The sequence below is a fragment of the Streptococcus sp. SCPM-O-B-15294 (M123) genome (assembly GCF_058200455.1).
This window is the reverse complement of the sequence record NZ_JBYQGU010000014.1, coordinates 1-19,660: the sequence shown is the minus strand read 5'-3', so window position 1 is coordinate 19,660 and position 19,660 is coordinate 1. Positions and strand designations below refer to the sequence as shown.

The following is a 19,660-nucleotide window of genomic DNA, read 5'->3' as shown; positions in this document are numbered from 1 at the left end:
AGATTCTATTTGCTTTCTTCTTTTTTCTTAAGACCAAAGAAGGCTAAGATGGATGTCAACAGAGCGAGCATGTAGATAGCAGGAGAATCGGAAGTTCCTGTTTCTGGTAGGCTGGCTGCTGCTGGTTTAAATGTTTTTGCTGCGGTGAAGGACAAGTGATGGTTTCGAACTTCTCCGTTTTCCGTTTGATGGACTGCTTGATTCCCATCCGGGTTAGCAGGATTCACAGCACTACCAGGGTAGGATTGAGCGTCAGTAGGATTGGTTCCTTGCTTGATTTCCTCAATATCAGTGACACCATCTCCATCTGTATCTTTGCTAGCAGAAATAGAAATAGTACGAGAATTTGGATTGATGGTTGCATAGGCTATGAGATCTGCTTTCGCAAGGTAATCTGCAAAGGCAACGTCCATGGAAGGACCTTCCTCACGAGCTCCACCTAACATGGTGTAGCCATCTCCACCTGCTGCTAAGAAGTCATTAGTAGTCAAGTAGTAATCTTTAGCAAGGTTGAGCGGTTCATATTGACCAGTTTCTGGATTTTTAATTTCGATATAGAGGACGCGTTTTTCAGCTGGTAGGGTTGTATCGTAATAAACTTTCGCTCCAGATACTTGGAGGAATCCTCCGCTTGGTTCAAGAAGGGGTTGACCGTTTTCGTCTAGAACAGTTTTGCCATCTTTTTCTTGTAAAATAGAGCCAAGAGATTTAGCAAACATATCAGCAATATTCTGACCAGTTACTTTAATTTGAGAAATGGTATTCCCAAATGGAAGAACGGCAATGACACTTCCTTTGGTGATTGGCTTGTCTTTGGCGATGGTTTCGCGCAAGCCTCCACCGTTGGTTACAGCGAGGTCGGTCTTATGACTAAATCCGGTTTGACCATATTCGTAGAGGGCATCTGCCACGACATTTCCAAGGTTGGTTTCGCGGACACGGACATTTTCCCGTTGACCGTTTAGTTCTACCGGACTATTGTCACGAACGATTTTTGCATTCTCAGCATCGTACTGTTCCTTGATCTTTTGAACCATGGCAGCTACTTTGGCATTTGGCACGACATTTTTGGTTGAAGCTGCTGAAATTTGTTGAGGATTACCAAGCAATTGGTTGGCTTGGTAGGTGATTTTACCGATATTGTTCAGGTAGCTACCGGTTTGGTTATAGGTCACGTTTTCTCCGTATGTGGTTGATTGAACTGTATGGGAATGCCCATCAATAACGGTGACACGTTTTCCTTTCAGTTTTGAGTTTTTAGAAAGTTCTTCAGCTAAGGTAGATCCTCGCCATTCGATTGGTGTAGTAGTATCTACTCCTAAGTGAGCAAGGACTACATAGTTTTTGTAAGTCTTACCTTCTGCAGTAGCGCGTGCTTCGATTTCATCGATGACCTTGTTTACTTCTGAAATAGGATCTGTAAAGGTAACACCTTGGACATTCTTAGGGTGGGTTTTTGTAGCTGTTTCAGGCGTTGTCACCCCGATGACGACAAACTCATCCCCAACGACATTCTTATCTTTATCGACAATGGTAGAAGCCTCAAATAAGCGAGCACCGTTGATGTAGGTGTTAGAGCTGAGAAGTGGGAAGTTCAAGATTTCTTTGTATTTCTTAGCCTCATCCAAACCAAAATCGAACTCATGGTTTCCGACTGCCATAGCATCGTAGCCAATTTCGTTCAAAATTTTAGCTCGTTCTTCCCCTTTTGAACTATTTGAAATCGGTAGTCCTTGGAAGGCATCTCCAGCATCTACGACCAAAGTAGATGGATTTTTAGCTCGTTCTTCATCGATGACTGCTGCTAATTTAGCATCTCCAATCACACCCTTTTCTTCGACGATCCGACCATGGACATCGTTGGTATGAAGGATATTTGCTTCAGGCAAGTCAGTTGAGCTCTCTGTAGCACCCTCTGGAGTAGCTGCACTAGCTTCTGTTGAAGCAGGAGTAGCAGCGTCCGTAGCATTTGTGGAAGCAGCAGTTACTTCAAGGTTAGTTTCTGGAGCTGTTTGCTCATCTGCAGCTACCTGAGAAGCCAGGAAGGCAGGAGCAAGCAATAAGATCGGCAAAAGAAGTTTCTTCTTTTTCATAAACGGTCCTCTTTTCTATTTTATTCCATACTAAATATTATAGCTAAAAAGGAAAGAAAAGGAAAACGTTTTCTGATACTTAGGAAAATATTCTTGTGAGAGCGTTGATGTTTCAGCTAGTTGGCCTTATCCATAAAAAAAAAGAAAACTTTCGTTTTCTCATTTTCTTATTCAGTTATAGGTTGGTTCCAAGTGGTAAAGTCTGTCACACTTAATACGACCGTTGCGATTTCAATTGGCTCTTCTTTTGCACCAGTTGACAACCATTTTGTGATTACGGCTTCAATCGTAGCTGCAAAGATCTCAACAGCATACTTATAAGGAACTTGGAATTTATTAACCAAATGGTCTTTGGCGTGTGGAGTATCGTCAAGAAGTTGCAGGGTGAAATTTTTCATTAGAAAATGAAACTCTTGGTAATCCATCTGCATCAAGGCATAGATAAAGTCATAATTATCTTGAATATATTGAAGGGAGGCAAGAAAATTTGCTCGATTGACGGTACTTGTAGCGAAAAGTTCTCCCAACTCGCCTAAGAGTTCAGATTTTAGCTGGTTGAACATATCTTGTTTGTCTACATAATGGAGGTAAAAGGTACCTCGATTAATGCCGGCTTCCTTTGTTAGTTGGCTAATTGTAAGGCTTTCAAGTGATTGTTCAAGAAGCAGGCGTGATAGGGCGCTTCGGATAGCATTTTTAGAATTCGTTTTTCTCTTTTTTCGGGTCATAGTTCCTCCTTTATCATGTAGTTTGGTATAAATATTGTTCACTAATCATCATATTATACAGAAATCAAATTTATTCATCAACAGAATAAAATTTTAGTATCATTCTATAAGTCTAAATGGCTTAAAATCAGGTCTTATTCTTATACTGTGAAAGCCATTTTGGAAGGATTATAAATTTTTTTCCCAGATCTACTTTCAAAGGGGCTATTATATAAAAATGAAAGAAAAACTTGAAATATCAGTTATTTAAACGATCATAACAATTCATACTTATTTTTTATTATATCACAAACCAAGGAGAGGAGGGCAGATGATGCTTGGAGATTTTTAGCTCTTGAACTAGATAGAATCAGGCGTTTTCCTTGTCTATTTTTGCATAGAAAAGTATTAGTTTTTACTCCAGATTTCTCCATAAGTCTATGACTGTCCTGAACTGGTTTACTCCAGCTGTTTTAGTCGTTTTAAGAGATTGATTATCCTTGGTCTTTCAGTAAAAAAAGGACTATAATAAAGATAGGAACTTGTGTTTAAGTGGGAGAAAAGATATGGCTTATATTGAGATGAAACATAGTTACAAGCGCTATCCGTCAGGAGAAACTGACATCATTGCCAATAAAGATGTTACTTTTGAAATTGAGAAAGGCGAATTGGTCATCATTTTGGGGGCATCAGGCGCAGGAAAATCAACAGTCCTCAATATTTTGGGAGGTATGGATACCAATGATGAAGGGGAGGTACTAGTGGATGGGAAAGCCATCTCAAGCTTCTCCTCGCACCAACGAACGGATTATCGTAGAAATGATGTTGGTTTTGTCTTCCAGTTTTATAATCTCATCCCTAATTTGACAGCCAAGGAAAATGTTGAGCTGGCTTCTGAAATTGTTTCTGATGCCTTAGACCCTGAACAAGTCTTGAGAGAAGTTGGATTGGGTGAGCGTTTGAACAACTTCCCAGCCCAGCTATCTGGTGGGGAACAACAACGGGTAGCCATTGCGCGCGCAGTGGCTAAGAACCCTAAGATTCTCCTTTGTGATGAACCAACAGGGGCTTTAGACTACCAAACCGGTAAACAGGTCTTAAATATTCTTCAGGACATGTCTCGTAAAAAAGGGGCAACAGTGATTATCGTCACCCATAATGCTTCTTTAGCACCAATAGCCGATCGTGTCATTCAGATGCATGATGCCCAAGTAAAATCGGTGACCATCCATAACACTCCACTAGATATCGATAGCCTAGAGTATTAGGGAGGTTGTTCATGAAGCGAAAAGTATATTGGAAAGATCTATGTCATTCCTTTACCAGTTCCAAAGGGCGCTTTTTGTCCATTTTAACGCTGATGATGTTGGGTACCTTAGCCCTGGTCGGTTTAAAAGTAACGACTCCAAATATGCATCGGACTGCCCAGCGCTTTATAGACCAACAAGAGATGCTGGATCTTGCTGTCATGGGAGATCTTGGTTTGGATAAGACTGACCAAGAAGAGCTACAAGGATTGACGGGGGCCAGCCTGGAGTTTTCCTACCTGACAGATGTGACGCTTGACGGAAAGGACGAAGCTGTTCGACTGTTTTCCACTCCAGAAACCATCTCACGCTTTCAGCTGACTTCAGGACGGCTTCCGCAGAAGGAAGATGAGGTCGCTCTAGCGGCATTTTGGAAAGACCGTTACCAGATTAGGGATCAGCTAAGGATACATGAAAAAGCTGGAAGTCCATCTGTTTTAAAGACAAAAAACTATCGAATTGTTGGCTTTGTAAAGTCTGCTGAAATGTGGTCCGAAAAAGACTTGGGTCAAGCTAGGAGTGGGAGTGGTTCCTTGGATGCCTATGGTGTCCTCTCAAAAGACGCCTTTACTAGTCCTGTTTATAGCCTTGCTCGGATTCGGTTTGATGATTTGAGGGGGTTCAATCCATTCTCAACTAGCTATCAAGATCGTCTGGCCTCCCATCAAAAGGACCTGGAAGAACTCCTAGCTGGAAATGGTCAGGAGCGCTATCGAAAGCTACAGGCTGATGGGAAACAAAAGATCCAAAAAGGGCAAGAAGAACTTGATGCTGCCAACAAACAGTTAGCAGATGCACGCGAAAAGTCAGGTCAAGCACAGACACAATTAACGGAGCAATCCAATAAACTGAATCAACTGTCTACACTCTTGCCCAAGGAAGAACTAGAAACAAGGCGACTCGAGTTGGCAGAAGCTCAAAAGCAACTAGATCAGCAATTGGTCAACATCCAGACAGGCGAATCGGAACTAGCAACTAAACAGAAGGACCTGGAAAAGGCCAAGGAAGATCTGAAAAATTTAGAGCAACCAAACTATCATGTCTATGATCGAAAAACCATTCCAGGTGGCCAGGGTTACCTCATGTATAGTAATGCCAGTGCCAGTATCTCCGCCGTAGGCAATCTATTTCCTGTGGTACTCTACGCAGTCGCTGCCATGGTCACGTTCACGACCATGACTCGTTTTGTTGATGAAGAACGGAGCCATGCGGGCTTGTTCAAAGCCTTGGGCTATCGAACGAAAGATATCTTAGCAAAATTCCTCTTGTATGGCTTGGTTGCTGGAACTGTTGGGACAGGCATTGGAACTCTTCTCGGTCATTATCTTTTATCAGGAACCATTTCGCAAATTATTACGCAGGGGATGGTCGTAGGCACTAGTCAACAGTATTTTTATGGATCTTATAGCTTATTAGCCTTGGGGCTCTCCCTTCTTTCTAGCGTCTTTCCAGCTTATCTAGTCGCTAAGAGAGAGTTGAAGGAAGAAGCCAGTCACCTCCTTCTTCCAAAACCGCCAGTTTCTGGATCCAGTATTTTGCTTGAACGCCTTCCGTTTTTGTGGAAACGTCTGAGTTTCACCCAAAAGGTGACCGCCAGAAATATTTTTCGCTATAAACAGCGGATGGTGATGACCATATTTGGTGTTGCTGGTTCGGTTGCTCTTCTCTTTGCAGGTCTGGGAATTCAATCCTCAGTCGGTAGAGTACCCCAACGCCAGTTTGGGGAAATCCTCAAGTACGATATGATTCTCTCGACCAAATCCAGTCTGACAGACGAAGAGGAACATTCCTTGAAGAAGCGCTTGAAGCAAGCAGATATTAAAGAGACAGAAGCTATCTTTACAAAACAAGTGGAGGCTTCTTATCCTTCCGGACGTGGAAAACAAAGCATGACCTTAATGGTGTCCTCTAAAGACAGCTTGGAACCCTTTATCAATCTCCGCTCAGAAGAGGGAAGACTCAACCTATCCAATGGGGCGGTGATTACCAGTAAATTAGCGCAGCTGGCCAAGGTGGGCGTTGGGGATGACTTGCGGATAGATGGGCATACGATTAGGGTGGCTGCGATTACCGAAAATTATGTAGGCCATTTTGTCTATATGAATCAAGCGACCTATCAGAAAACCTATGGAAAAAGGGCCAATATGAATGCCTATTTGGTCCGATTACAGTCTTCTTCTCAGCAGTTCGTCCAGAAGGTCAGTCGGGACATGATGGAAGAAGGGGCGGTGCTTGCGGTTACGCAAAATACTTCCTTGATTTCTCTCTTCAGTTCTGTAGCCCAATCATTGAATAAGACCATGATGATTTTAGTTCTGGTATCTATTTTGCTAGCGATGGTTATTTTGTATAATTTGACCAATATTAATGTGGCAGAACGAATCCGTGAGTTATCCACCATTAAGGTATTAGGTTTTCATCATCAAGAAGTTACCCTTTATATTTATCGAGAAACCATCCTCTTGTCTCTTGTAGGAATAGGATTGGGTTTGCTAGGAGGCTTTTATCTCCATCGCTTCTTGATTGCCATGATCGCCCCAGATGCCATTCTCTTTTATCCGCGGGTAGCCCTTGGTGTCTATCTTTATCCTATCGCTGGGGTCATTCTGATCCTAGCTAGCTTAGGAATCTTGGTCAATCATCATCTTCGCAAGGTGGACATGCTGGAGGCTTTGAAATCTGTTGAATAAAAAAAGAAACTTCTACCCTAGGGTGGAAGTTTTTTAGAGCTTTGGTATAATGAAAGAAGGAGAAGAGACATGATAAAAATTGCTTTGCTTTCGGATATACATGGGAATACAACTGCTTTAGAGGCTGTGCTTGAAGATGCCAAGCGGGCAGGTGTAGAAGAATACTGGTTATTAGGGGATGTCCTTATGCCGGGAACTGGTAGACGACATCTTTTGAACCTACTTGAAGAATTGCCCATCACCGTACAGATTTTAGGAAATTGGGAAGATAGCTTGTGGCGAGCGATGAAGGGGATGCTGGATCCATCAAGGGCTAGTCACCGTTATTTGATGCGCCATTGTCAATATATCTTAGAAGAAATCAGTCCAGAAGAGATAGAGGCCATGCAGAGTCTGCCCATGCAAGTGCATCGGGAAGTTTCTGGCTTAATAGTGGGCATCACCCATCATCTGCCAGACAAAAACTGGGGACGAGATTTGATCCATATAGGAGACCAGAAAGATTTTGATCGCCTCGTAACCAATCCCCCTTGTGATATAGCAGTCTATGGTCATATCCACCAACAATTTTTCCGCTATGGAAGTGGTGGAGAGCTTATCTTGAATCCGGGTTCTATCGGTCAACCCTTCTTTTTGCAAGCCAATCTTCGAAAGGATCTCCGGGCCATGTATGCTATTCTAGAGTTTGATGAATCGGGTTTGAAAGATGTTGACTTTCGGCGGGTGTCCTATGACATTGAGAAAGAACTCAAACTCGCTAAGGATCTGAAACTCCCTTACTTCCAAGTTTACTATGAAAGTTTAGTCAATGGGATCCACCATACCCATAATCATGAGCTTCTACATGAAATAGCCCAGCGAGAGGGACACAATGTAGAAGTAGACGCATGGTTGAGAGACTTTTTTAATTAGTGTAACAGTTGACATTACAACAAATAAGGGTATAATAGACTAAAAGAAAGAACTTTAACATCGGAAGAGTAAATGTATCTAGTTATTGATGGTTTTAGATCCAGTTTAAGACATCCCTATCTAGATGGAAGAGAGGAGTATCCATGCAAATTTCAAGTCGTTTTACCATTGGAACCCATGTATTAGTCATGATTGCTTTAAAAGGAGATTGCACCAAGGTGACCAGTGATATGATTGCTGGCAGTGTTGGGGTGAACCCTGTCATTATTCGGAAAACCTTGTCTCAATTAAAAAAGGCAGGCTTGATCCATGTAGCGCGTGGAACGGGTGGGGCCGAGATGGCCAAAGAATTGGAAGCCATTAGTTTATTAGATATCTACCAGGCCGTTGAGTGCCTTGGGAAAACTGGTCAATTATTTGGTTTTCACGAGCACCCAAATCCAGCTTGTCCGATTGGAAATAGCATCCATGGCGTTCTAGATGGGAAGCTGGAAGAGATTCAGCTAGCCATGGAAAAGGAAATGTCTCTAACCAACCTCAAAGAAGTAGTGGAGCAAACCAAGAAACAAATGGAGCTAGCAACCGTTTCTTGAGTTGAGTCTGTAAGAAACTTGATGTAAAAAAGCCTTTCAGTTTTTTGAACTGAAAGGCTTTTTTTGTTGAATGAAATGATTTAAAGTTTATCCATTTTTTATTTATTGCCAGATAAGAAACTAACTAGAGTAAATCCAATTACAAAAATCCATGTCCAGTAACGATTAGGAATGAACATAAAGGAGGAACGATCGCGCAAAGCAATGCGTTGCCCTGTTTCCTCATCAATCATATACCGCACTTGATCGGAAACATATTTTTTGGTTAACAGATAATTCACTACTGCTGAAAATAGCCCCCAAACACATCCGAAAATGATGCTATCCGTTCTCTTATTAATATCAAGATGCAGTAACGAATATACAAAGTTCATTAAAAATGCTCCAATAATAAAAGCAAGGGGAACGAGCAAGCCTTTACCACGCCAAAAAATCATACAATAATCTCCTAAGTTCTATCTTAATCAAAATACAGCAAGTCTTTGCTGGTTTCGGTAAAGAGGCCAAAGCCATCTTTTGTGACATAGCCACAGTCTTCAATCCGCACTCCGACTTTTCCAGGGATGTAGATGCCTGGTTCTACAGAGAAGCACATGCCTTCTTCGATGACCATATCATTTCCTTCCATGATAGAAGGGAATTCATGCACGTCCATTCCGATACCATGTCCGAGGCGGTGGTTGAAGTATTCGCCGTATCCTGCTTTTTCAATGACGCTTCGGGCAGCACGGTCTACTTCATGCGCCGTTACACCCGGTTTGATCATATCTAGGGCAGCCTGTTGAGCTTCTAAAGTCAAGTGGTAGATTTCTTTTTTGAAATCATCTGGTTTTCCAACAGCTACTGTTCGCGTCATATCTGAAGCATAGCCATTCACCATACAGCCCAAGTCGAAGAGAAGAAGAGCATCTTTTTCAATTTTGTTGCTTCCTGGGATGCCATGAGGATTGGCTGCATTGTTACCAGTCAAGACCATAGTTTCAAAGCTCATTTCATAGCCCAAGCGTTTGATGCCAAAGTCGATTTCTGCGACGATATCAGTCTCGGTTTTATCCAGAGAGATGGCGTCAAATCCCATATTGACAGCCTTATCTGCATATTGACCAGCAACTAACATTTTTTGGATCTCATCAGCAGATTTGATCAAGCGCATGCGGTTAATTCGAGGGCTGAGATTGGTAAATGTTGCTTGTTCAAAGACTGAACGAAGTCCATGGTACTTGGTCAAAATCAAATTATCAAATTCCAAAGCAACCTTTTTGGCTTCTGGATTAGCGCTAGCCCCTTTGATTTTTTCCCAAGGGTTTTCAGAATCCACATAGCCTACCACTTGGAAATCCACAACAGCAGTCGCCCGTTCTACCTCAAGAGCAGGGACAAAAAGAAGCGGTTCATGGTCTGGATAGACGAACAAGAAGAGCTGGCGTTCGTGGGGATCACTGTAAAATCCAGTTAGGTAATTGATGGTGACAGGATCGGATACAACAGCAACATCTGTTTTTTCAGTTTCAAGAAATGCTACAATTTGATCTAATTTAGACATAAGCTACCTTCTTTCTATTGATAATATTTTGTCAGATTTTTCCTAAAAAATCAAGAGTTTGCAAAAAGATGTTAAAATGCTTGAAAGTGTTTACAAAAAGTGATAAAATGGTTGTTATAGAAGACTGAAAACGAAATTTTCAATAAAGAAAGGAAGTATTATGAATACAGACGATACTGTAACCATTTACGACGTTGCCCGAGAGGCGGGTGTCTCAATGGCGACTGTTAGCCGTGTCGTGAACGGAAATAAGAACGTTAAGGAAAATACTCGTAAAAAAGTATTGGAAGTCATTGAACGTTTGGACTATCGTCCGAATGCAGTAGCTCGTGGACTTGCGAGTAAGAAAACAACAACCGTAGGTGTTGTGATTCCAAGTATTACTAATAGCTATTTCTCTACTCTGGCAAAGGGGATCGATGACATTGCTGAAATGTACAAGTACAACATCGTCCTTGCCAACAGTGATGAAGACGATGATAAAGAAGTTTCAGTTGTCAATACACTTTTCTCAAAACAGGTCGATGGGATTATATTCATGGGCTACCACTTGACAGAAAAGATTCGTTCTGAATTCTCTCGTTCTCGGACTCCGGTGGTCCTTGCTGGGACAGTTGATATCGAACATCAATTGCCAAGTGTCAATATCGATTACAAGCAAGCGACAGTAGACGCGGTTACACTATTGGCTAAACGAAATAAAAAGATTGCTTTTGTAAGTGGACCATTAGTAGATGATATCAACGGTAAGATTCGCTTGACTGGCTACAAAGATGCTTTGAAAGCAAAAAAATTGTCTTATAGTGAAGGTTTGGTCTTTGAGTCTAAATACCGCTATGAAGAAGGCTATAACTTGGCTGAACGCATCATTGCATCTAAAGCAACAGCAGCCTTTGTAACTGGGGATGAATTGGCAGCAGGTTTGCTTAATGGTCTAGCGGACCATGGTGTGAATGTACCGGAAGATTTCGAGTTGATTACTAGTGATGATTCACAAATTACACGCTATACTCGTCCAAACCTTTCAACTGTTGGCCAACCACTTTATGACTTGGGAGCTATCAGTATGCGGATGCTGACAAAAATTATGCATAAGGAAGAATTGGAAGAAAGAGAAGTTCTTCTTGCGCATACCATCAATCATCGTGGAACTACGAAGAAGTAAAAAACAATAGGCTGGGACAAAAGTCCTAGCCTATTAATTGTTTTTGGATTGTCGATCAAGACGCAGTGGTTGAGTGGACTCTACTACGCTGATTTCATCAGCTTTTACAGTCCTACTCAACTGTGCGGAGGTGGGACGACGAAATCGAATTCTAACGAATTACCGATTTCTGTCCCACTCTCTTTTTCTTGTCTCTGTATGAATCTCCGGTAAAACTTGAAGGGGTCTGCTAAATCAGGTATAATAGAGGGTATGAAAGTTTTACTGTATCTAGAAGGAAAATCCGTTTTACAAAAGTCGGGGATCGGTCGTGCCCTCCAACACCAGATGCATGCCTTGGATTTGGCTGGAATCCCCTACACCACAGATATTTTAGGAGACTACGATGTGGTTCATATTAATACCTATGGTCCTCGGAGTTTGTTGCTATTACATGCTGCCAAACGTCGGGGGAAAAAGGTCATCATGCATGGACATTCCACACGGGAAGATTTCCAAAATTCATTTATCGGGTCCAATTTGTTTGCTCCCTTATTTGGCAAATACTTGGCTCATATGTATAAAAAAGCCGATTTTATTATTACCCCTTCAGAGTATTCGAAACAACTGATTCAGTCCTACGGGGTCAAGACTCCAATTGTCGCTGTTTCTAATGGGATTGATTTGTCTAAATATAAAAAAGATCCCAAAAAAGAAGAGGTTTTTCGGAAGCACTTTAATATCCAAGAAGGAGAGAAGGTCGTTTTATGTGCGGGGCTCTACTTTAGGCGAAAAGGGATTGAAGACTTTGTAGAGGTGGCTCGTCGGATGCCAGATGTCCGCTTTATTTGGTTGGGGTCGATTAATAAATGGTTGATCCCCCGGGCTATTCGTCGTCTGGTCGAGAAAGATCATCCGAGCAATGTTGAATTTCCTGGCTATTTCAAGGGAGCTGTATTCCAAGGGGCTATGACAGGTGCGGATGCCTTTTTCTTCCCGTCTTATGAGGAAACGGAAGGGATTGTTGTCCTAGAGGCCTTAGCGGGTCACCAGCATGTTGTCCTCCGGGATATTCCAGTCTATCATGGTTGGGTGGACCAAGAGTCAGCAGAATTGTGTCATTCAGTGGATGAGTTTGTGGACTCTCTTGAAAAAGTTTTGTCTGGTCAAGTGGACAAGCGCGATGCAGGAGATCGAGTCGCTCAAAGTCGCTCAATTGATTTGGTAGCGGATCAGCTAGTGAAAGCCTATCAGCAAGTATTGGAGATGTAATATGCGTATTGGATTATTTACAGATACTTATTTTCCACAGGTATCGGGGGTTGCGACCAGTATTCGAACCCTTAAAACAGAATTGGAGAAGTTGGGACATACTGTTTTTATCTTTACGACGACGGATAAGGATGTCAACCGCTATGAGGACTGGCAAATTATCCGCATTCCAAGTATCCCTTTCTTTGCTTTTAAGGATCGGCGGATTGCTTATCGCGGCTTTACCAAGGCTTTAGCCATTGCCAAACAATACAAGTTGGATATGATCCATACGCAGACAGAGTTTTCTTTAGGATTACTCGGAGTTTGGATTGCTAAGGAGCTTCGGATTCCAGTGATTCATACCTATCATACCCAGTATGAAGATTATGTGCGTTATATTGCCAAGGGGATGGTTATCCGTCCAAGTATGGTCAAGTACATTGTCCGTGGTTATATGAATGACTTGGATGGGGTCATCTGCCCGAGTGAGATTGTCTATGACCTCTTGCTGAAATATAAGGTCAAGGCTGAAAAACGGATTATTCCAACAGGAATTGAGCTGGCAAAATTTGAACGCCCTGAAATCACACAAGTGGAAACGCAAGCCCTTCGTGAAAAATTAGGCATTCAAGAGGGTGAAATCATGCTCTTGAGCTTGTCACGGGTTTCTTACGAGAAAAATATCCAAGCCGTTATTGCGGCCTTGCCTAAAGTGTTAGAAGAAAATGCGCATATTAAATTGATTGTGGCTGGAGATGGACCTTATCTGGATGATTTAAAAAAACAAGCGGCCAAGCTTGGTGTATCAGATGCGGTCGTCTTTACAGGGATGATTCCACCAAATGAAACAGCTCTTTACTATAAGGCGGCAGATTTCTTCATTTCAGCTTCGACTAGTGAGACGCAAGGCTTGACCTATTTGGAGAGTATCGCTAGTGGGACACCCCTAATTGCTCAGAGTAATCCTTACTTAGATAATGTGATCAATGATCGGATGTTCGGAATCTTGTATGACCGGGAAGAAGATTTGGCAGCAGCTATTTTAGAAGCGACCATAGCCACACCAGAAAAGGATGAGGCTAAGTGGGAGGAGAAGCTTTATGAAATTTCTTCTACAAACTTTGGTCGCAGGGTCTATGAGTTCTATCTGGATGCCATTATTTCGAAAGATTTTTATAATGAACGTCATCCTGAGGAAAGCCGTACCAAACGAGTAACCAAGTCTATTGTGAAAATTCCACAAAAGGTCATCGCTATGCCTGTGAATGGGTCTGTGAGAATCATGAAAGGTTCCTTTAAACAGGTGAAAAAGATTCGCAACATTACCAAGTTATTGGATTAGAGTAAATCACATCCGTAAGAGGTTCAAAAGAAGGACCTCTTACGGATGTGAGGCTTTTTCCTCTTGCAAAATATTTCAATCGTGCTATAATACTAGTCAGAGACATATCAAATCTAGGAAATCTGATAGAGAACGCGTGGGGCTGGAAATCGCGTAGAGGATAGATTTGGGACTACTCGATGAACTTTTTATGCAAACATAAAACGGTGGCTACGTTAGAGCCAATCAGAGGTGTTCCTCTTTTTTGAGGAACATAAATGAAGGTGGAACCACGTTGCGACGTCCTTTCGAGGAGGTCGCTTTTTTGCTTTTTTGATGAAGAAATCAAAAAGAGTTTCACTATAACTAAGATATTTAAAAATTTATAAGGAGAAGATTATGATTAAGATTACTTTCCCAGATGGCGCTGTTCGTGAATTCGAATCTGGCGTTACAACTTTTGACATTGCCCAATCTATCAGCAATTCCCTAGCTAAAAAAGCTCTTGCTGGTAAATTCAACGGCAAATTGATTGATACCACTCGTGCTATCACCGAAGACGGGAGCATCGAAATTGTGACACCTGATCACGAAGACGCTCTTCCAATCTTGCGTCACTCAGCGGCTCACTTGTTTGCTCAAGCAGCTCGTCGCCTCTTCCCAGACATTCATTTGGGTGTCGGTCCAGCTATCGAAGATGGTTTCTACTATGATACAGACAACCAAGCGGGTCAAATCTCTAACGAAGACCTTCCTCGTATCGAAGAAGAAATGAAGAAAATCGTTAAAGAAAACTTCCCATCAATTCGTGAAGAAGTGACTAAAGACGAGGCGCGTGAAATCTTCAAAAACGATCCATACAAATTGGAATTGATTGAAGAGCACTCAGAAGACGAAGGTGGCTTGACCATCTACCGTCAAGGTGAGTACGTTGACCTTTGCCGTGGCCCACACGTCCCATCAACAGGTCGTATTCAAATCTTCCACCTTCTCAATGTAGCTGGTGCTTACTGGCGTGGGAATAGCGACAATGCCATGATGCAACGCATCTACGGTACAGCTTGGTTTGACAAGAAAGACTTGAAGAACTACCTTCAAATGCGTGAAGAAGCTAAGGAACGTGACCACCGTAAACTTGGTAAAGAGCTTGACCTCTTCATGATTTCTCAAGAGGTTGGTCAAGGTCTTCCATTCTGGTTGCCAAATGGTGCCACTATCCGTCGTGAATTGGAACGCTACATTGTCGACAAGGAGTTGGCTTCTGGCTACCAACACGTTTATACTCCACCACTTGCTTCTGTAGAACTTTACAAGACTTCTGGTCACTGGGATCATTACCAAGAAGATATGTTCCCAACTATGGACATGGGTGACGGTGAAGAATTTGTCCTTCGCCCAATGAACTGCCCACACCACATCCAAGTCTTCAAACATCATGTTCACTCATACCGTGAATTGCCAATCCGTATCGCTGAAATCGGGATGATGCACCGCTATGAAAAATCAGGTGCCCTTACAGGTCTTCAACGGGTACGTGAAATGTCTCTGAACGACGGTCACCTCTTCGTCACTCCAGAACAAATCCAAGAAGAATTCCAACGTGCCCTTCAGTTGATTATCGATGTATACGGAGACTTCAACTTAAACGAATACCGCTTCCGCCTTTCTCTTCGTGACCCTCAAGATACCCACAAGTACTTTGATAACGATGAAATGTGGGAAAATGCTCAAACCATGCTTCGTGCAGCACTTGATGAAATGGGCGTGGACTACTTTGAAGCTGAAGGAGAAGCTGCTTTCTACGGTCCAAAATTGGATATCCAGGTTAAGACTGCCCTTGGTAAAGAAGAAACTCTTTCTACCATCCAGCTTGACTTCTTGCTTCCAGAACGCTTCGACCTTAAATACATCGGAGCGGATGGTGAAGAGCACCGTCCAGTTATGATTCACCGTGGTGTTATCTCAACTATGGAACGCTTCACAGCTATCTTGATTGAAAACTACAAGGGTGCCTTCCCAACATGGCTTGCCCCACACCAAGTGACTCTTATCCCAGTTTCTAACGAAAAACACGTGGACTACGCTTGGGAAGTAGCTAAGAAACTCCGTGACCGTGGGGTTCGTGCAGACGTGGATGAGCGCAATGAAAAAATGCAGTTCAAGATTCGTGCTTCACAAACTCAAAAGATTCCTTACCAATTGATCGTTGGTGACAAGGAAATGGAAGAGAAAGCCGTAAACGTTCGCCGTTATGGACAAAAAGAAACAGAAACTATGCCGGTAGATGCATTTGTAGAATTGATTCTTGCAGACATTGCCAATAAATCTCGTGTAGCAAACTAACAGATAGAAAAGAGTGGGACAGAAATCGGTAATTCGTTAGAATTCGATTTCGTCGTCCCACCTCCGCACAGTTGAGTAGGGCTGTAAAAGCTGATGAAATCAGCGTAGTAGAGCCCACTCAACCACTGCGTCTTTCTCGACAATCCAAAAACAATTAAGAGGCTAGGACTTTTGTCCCAGCCTCTTTTGTGGATTGAAAATAATTATTCAAGCGCTGTTTTAGTGACCTCTATGTTGTGATTAATATTTTTTCCATTGCATAACCTTTTTCTTTCTCTTTCTTTACAAATCAAAGTATAACTCCCATTTTTCAAAGAAATTTGCTATAATGAAAGGACAGAGATTTGAAGAAGCAAAGAAAAAATAGAAGTAGGTACATGTATGAAGAAAATTCTTGTTGTAGATGATGAAAAGCCGATTTCGGATATTATAAAATTCAATATGGCCAAAGAAGGCTATGAAGTCTTAACTGCCTTCGATGGTAAAGAAGCACTGGCTGTTTTCGAAGCTGAGAGCCCAGATATTTTGATCTTGGACCTCATGTTGCCTGAAATTGACGGCTTGGAAGTGGCGCGTACCATTCGGAAGACTAGTAATGTGCCGATTATTGTTTTATCTGCTAAGGATACAGAATTTGATAAGGTCATCGGTCTTGAAATTGGGGCGGATGACTATGTGACCAAGCCATTCTCAAATCGTGAGCTTCAAGCTCGCGTAAAAGCTTTGTTGCGTCGGACAGAACTAACGGTAGAATCGCAGACAGAGTCTACATCAGATTCAGAGATTGTGATTGGGGACTTGAAAATCATTCCGGATGCTTTTCTTGCTCAGAAAAAAGGCAAGGAGCTTGAGTTGACCCATCGTGAATTTGAGTTGCTCTATCACTTGGCGACCCATGTAGGCCAAGTCATGACTCGTGAGCATTTGCTGGAAACTGTCTGGGGCTACGATTATTTTGGTGATGTTCGGACAGTGGACGTAACGATTCGACGTTTGCGTGAAAAAATCGAAGATATTCCTGGCCGTCCAGAGTATATTTTAACGCGCCGTGGTGTCGGTTACTATATGAGAAACAATGATTAATCATATCAAAGAAGTCATGACCTCTTATAATTTTGTTTTTATTTTAATCACTCTTGGATTCATTATCGTGGTAGCCTTACTGATCCTAGAAAATCGTCGGGATAACATGAAGCTACGCTTGTTGAATGATAAGATTAAGAGTTTGATTGCTGGAGAATATTCCGATATCATTGATTTACAAGGGGGTCCTGAATTAACAGAGATTTCCAACAATATCAATGATTTATCTGAAGTGATTCGTTTGACGCATGAAAACCTGGAACAAGAAACCAAGCGCTTGACCAGTATTCTTTCCTATATGACAGATGGGGTCTTAGCGACCAATCGTCGGGGACAGATTATCTTGGTCAATGAAATGGCGGCTAAACAGCTTAATGTCGTGGTCGAAGAGGTCATGAATATCAGTATTCTAGATCTGCTTGGCATTAGTGAAGAGTATGAACTGCGTGACTTGATTACCAATGTTCCAGAATTGACGATCGATTCGCAGGATGAAAATGGGGAGTACATCTCTTTACGGGTTCGCTTCGCTTTGATTCGGAGAGAGTCTGGTTTTATTTCTGGTCTGGTTGCCGTCTTGCATGACACAACCGAACAGGACAAGGAAGAGCGGGAACGCCGTCTCTTTGTCTCGAATGTGAGTCATGAACTCCGGACACCACTGACCAGTGTTAAATCCTACCTGGAAGCCTTGGATGATGGGGCCATTTCAGAGCCAGTTGCACCGGATTTTGTCAAAGTATCTTTGACAGAGACCAACCGGATGATGCGGATGGTGACGGATTTATTGAGTCTTTCACGGATCGATAATGAAACCAGTCAATTGGATGTTGAATTGACCAACTTTACAGCCTTTATCACCTTCATTTTGAACCGCTTTGATAAGATGAAGAACCAGGCTGGCGAGAAGAAATATGATATTGTTCGTGATTATCCTATTTCTCCTGTCTGGGTTGAAATTGATACAGACAAGATGACACAGGTCTTAGACAATATCTTAAATAACGCTATCAAATATTCCCCAGATGGTGGGGAAATTCGTGTGGGAATGAAAACGACAGATGCCCAGTTGATTATCTCGATTTCGGATGAGGGCTTAGGCATTCCTAAAAAGGACCTCCCACGAATTTTTGACCGCTTTTATCGCGTGGATAAGGCACGTAGTCGCGCCCAAGGTGGGACTGGTTTAGGACTGGCCATTGCCAAGGAAATTATCAAGCAACACAAAGGATTTATCTGGGCCAAGAGTGAATATGGAAAAGGTTCTACTTTCACGATTGTCCTACCATATGATAAAGATGCTATCCTGGATGATGGATGGGATAATGAGGATGAATAAGAAAACTAATGGATGAAAAAGGGTTTAAATATAGTATTTTAGCTTCAGGATCGAGTGGTAATTCGTTTTACTTAGAGACTCCTAAGAAGAAAATTCTAGTAGATGCAGGCTTGTCCGGGAAGAAAATTACAGGTTTGCTTGCAGAGATTGATCGCAAACCCGAAGATCTTGATGCTATTTTAATCACACATGAACATTCGGATCACATTCATGGCGTTGGTGTGCTAGCTCGTAAATACGGGATGGACCTATACGCCAATGAAGCTACCTGGAAGGCCATGGAGGGAAGCAAGTACCTTGGGAAGGTCGATGACTCCCAGAAACATTTATTTGAAATGGGTAAGACCTTAACCTTCGGGGATTTGGATGTGGAAAGTTTTGGTGTCAGCCATGATGCTGCGGCTCCCCAGTTCTATCGGTTCATGAAGGATGGGAAGAGCTTTGTCATGCTGACGGATACAGGTTATGTCAGTGATCGGATGGCGGGGATTGTTGAAAATGCAGATGGCTATTTGATCGAGTCCAACCACGATGTGGAAATCCTACGAGCTGGCTCTTATGCTTGGCGATTAAAGCAACGGATCTTATCCGATTTGGGCCACCTCTCTAATGAAGATGGTGCAGATGCCATGATTCGGACCCTAGGCAATAAGACCAAAAAGATTTATCTGGGCCACTTATCTAAGGAAAACAATATTAAAGAATTGGCCCATATGACCATGGTTAATCAACTGGCTCGAGCAGATCTAGCAGTGGGGCATGATTTTGACGTCTTGGATACATCTCCAGATACAGCGACTCCATTAGTAGATATCTAGATGATTAAAAAAGGAGATGACCTCATCTCCTTTTTAGGTCAGTAGTGTAGGCTTGAAATGAGTTGAAGGATAGGAGCAGTTAGTTTGAAATATGTGTATATAACAGTAGGGTTTATTTCCTTAGGATTAGGGATTATTGGGATTCCATTACCTATTTTACCAACGACCCCGTTTCTTTTATTAGCTATGGCTTGTTTTGCCAAGAGTTCTCAACGCTTTGAAAAATGGTTGCATGGGACCAAGTTGTACCAAACTTATGTAGCGGATTATCGGGAAACCAAGTCGATCTCAAAAAAGCGGAAAAAAAGAATTATTCTACAAATTTATCTTTTGATGGGGATTTCCATTTACCTGGCACCACTCTGGTTTGTGAAATTAGGTCTATTGGGACTAACTATTTTTATCAGTTATTATTTGTTCAAAGTGATTCCGGATAAAGAAGAATGATATAAGGACAGAATAGGTCCTAAAACCTATCGTGAAAACAAGGGAAAGGAGTGCGAGACGCACTCT

Annotated in this window: 16 protein-coding genes; 12 read left to right on the top strand and 4 right to left on the bottom strand. The window is 42.2% G+C overall.

Annotated elements, in window-relative coordinates; all coding sequences use genetic code 11:
• Positions 1–5: 5 nt before the first annotated feature.
• Together nt5e and AC3E8G_RS08550 are read right to left on the bottom strand one after the other, a co-directional pair.
• Positions 6–2,093: a cell surface ecto-5'-nucleotidase Nt5e gene (gene nt5e, locus AC3E8G_RS08555; RefSeq protein WP_490677504.1), complete on the bottom strand. Its 2,088-nt coding sequence runs from the start codon at positions 2,091–2,093 to the stop codon at positions 6–8.
• Between the two features lie 167 nt (positions 2,094–2,260).
• Positions 2,261–2,821, bottom strand: a complete 561-nt coding sequence (locus tag AC3E8G_RS08550) for a TetR/AcrR family transcriptional regulator (protein ID WP_048789594.1) — start codon at positions 2,819–2,821, stop codon at positions 2,261–2,263.
• A 545-nt stretch (positions 2,822–3,366) separates the two neighbouring features.
• Here AC3E8G_RS08550 and AC3E8G_RS08545 point away from each other — a divergent pair.
• The 4 genes from AC3E8G_RS08545 to AC3E8G_RS08530 all read left to right on the top strand — a co-directional run bounded on the left by AC3E8G_RS08545 (position 3,367) and on the right by AC3E8G_RS08530 (position 8,302).
• Positions 3,367–4,068, top strand: coding sequence for an ABC transporter ATP-binding protein (locus tag AC3E8G_RS08545; protein ID WP_490677503.1), 702 nt, complete (start codon positions 3,367–3,369; stop codon positions 4,066–4,068).
• Positions 4,069–4,079: 11 nt separating this feature from the next.
• Positions 4,080–6,797 carry an FtsX-like permease family protein gene (locus tag AC3E8G_RS08540; protein WP_490677502.1) on the top strand — a complete coding sequence of 906 codons (2,718 nt, stop codon included), beginning with the start codon at positions 4,080–4,082 and terminating at the stop codon, positions 6,795–6,797.
• A 69-nt stretch (positions 6,798–6,866) separates the two neighbouring features.
• Positions 6,867–7,709: a metallophosphoesterase family protein gene (locus AC3E8G_RS08535; RefSeq protein WP_490677501.1), complete on the top strand. Its 843-nt coding sequence runs from the start codon at positions 6,867–6,869 to the stop codon at positions 7,707–7,709.
• A 143-nt stretch (positions 7,710–7,852) separates the two neighbouring features.
• Complete coding sequence (locus AC3E8G_RS08530; RefSeq protein ID WP_490677500.1) at positions 7,853–8,302, top strand: Rrf2 family transcriptional regulator; 450 nt, start codon at positions 7,853–7,855, stop codon at positions 8,300–8,302.
• Between the two features lie 98 nt (positions 8,303–8,400).
• Here AC3E8G_RS08530 and AC3E8G_RS08525 read toward each other — a convergent pair whose 3' ends face one another.
• Together AC3E8G_RS08525 and AC3E8G_RS08520 are read right to left on the bottom strand one after the other, a co-directional pair.
• Positions 8,401–8,739, bottom strand: a complete 339-nt coding sequence (locus AC3E8G_RS08525; RefSeq protein WP_490677499.1) for a hypothetical protein — start codon at positions 8,737–8,739, stop codon at positions 8,401–8,403.
• Between the two features lie 23 nt (positions 8,740–8,762).
• On the bottom strand, positions 8,763–9,845 hold the full coding sequence (locus tag AC3E8G_RS08520) for a M24 family metallopeptidase (RefSeq protein ID WP_272081114.1): 1,083 nt from the start codon (positions 9,843–9,845) through the stop codon (positions 8,763–8,765).
• A gap of 160 nt (positions 9,846–10,005) precedes the next feature.
• On the opposite strand from AC3E8G_RS08520, the gene ccpA reads away from it, so the two are divergent.
• From ccpA to AC3E8G_RS08480, 8 genes are all read left to right on the top strand, one after another.
• Positions 10,006–11,010, top strand: a complete 1,005-nt coding sequence (gene ccpA, locus AC3E8G_RS08515) for a catabolite control protein A (protein WP_414285756.1) — start codon at positions 10,006–10,008, stop codon at positions 11,008–11,010.
• A 252-nt stretch (positions 11,011–11,262) separates the two neighbouring features.
• Positions 11,263–12,261 (top strand): LTA glycolipid anchor biosynthesis glycosyltransferase, IagA/BgsA family, encoded by a 999-nt coding sequence (locus tag AC3E8G_RS08510; RefSeq protein ID WP_006597024.1) that lies wholly within the window; start codon positions 11,263–11,265, stop codon positions 12,259–12,261.
• 1 nt (position 12,262) lies between these two features.
• A complete protein-coding gene (locus AC3E8G_RS08505; RefSeq protein ID WP_490677498.1) occupies positions 12,263–13,585 on the top strand; it encodes a glycosyltransferase family 4 protein in 1,323 nt (440 codons plus the stop codon).
• A 378-nt stretch (positions 13,586–13,963) separates the two neighbouring features.
• Positions 13,964–15,907 carry a threonine--tRNA ligase gene (gene thrS / locus AC3E8G_RS08500; RefSeq protein WP_490677497.1) on the top strand — a complete coding sequence of 648 codons (1,944 nt, stop codon included), beginning with the start codon at positions 13,964–13,966 and terminating at the stop codon, positions 15,905–15,907.
• Between the two features lie 381 nt (positions 15,908–16,288).
• Positions 16,289–16,990 carry a response regulator YycF gene (yycF, locus tag AC3E8G_RS08495; protein ID WP_048789362.1) on the top strand — a complete coding sequence of 234 codons (702 nt, stop codon included), beginning with the start codon at positions 16,289–16,291 and terminating at the stop codon, positions 16,988–16,990.
• Positions 16,983–18,329, top strand: a complete 1,347-nt coding sequence (vicK, locus tag AC3E8G_RS08490; RefSeq protein ID WP_272081104.1) for a cell wall metabolism sensor histidine kinase VicK — start codon at positions 16,983–16,985, stop codon at positions 18,327–18,329. The genes yycF and vicK overlap by 8 nt, the downstream gene beginning before the upstream one ends.
• Positions 18,330–18,337: 8 nt before the next feature.
• Entirely contained in the window at positions 18,338–19,147 is an 810-nt protein-coding gene (locus tag AC3E8G_RS08485; RefSeq protein ID WP_048689535.1) for an MBL fold metallo-hydrolase, read from the top strand.
• 84 nt (positions 19,148–19,231) lie between these two features.
• Positions 19,232–19,594 carry a YbaN family protein gene (locus AC3E8G_RS08480; protein WP_006596984.1) on the top strand — a complete coding sequence of 121 codons (363 nt, stop codon included), beginning with the start codon at positions 19,232–19,234 and terminating at the stop codon, positions 19,592–19,594.
• The last annotated feature ends 66 nt before the right edge of the window (positions 19,595–19,660 follow it).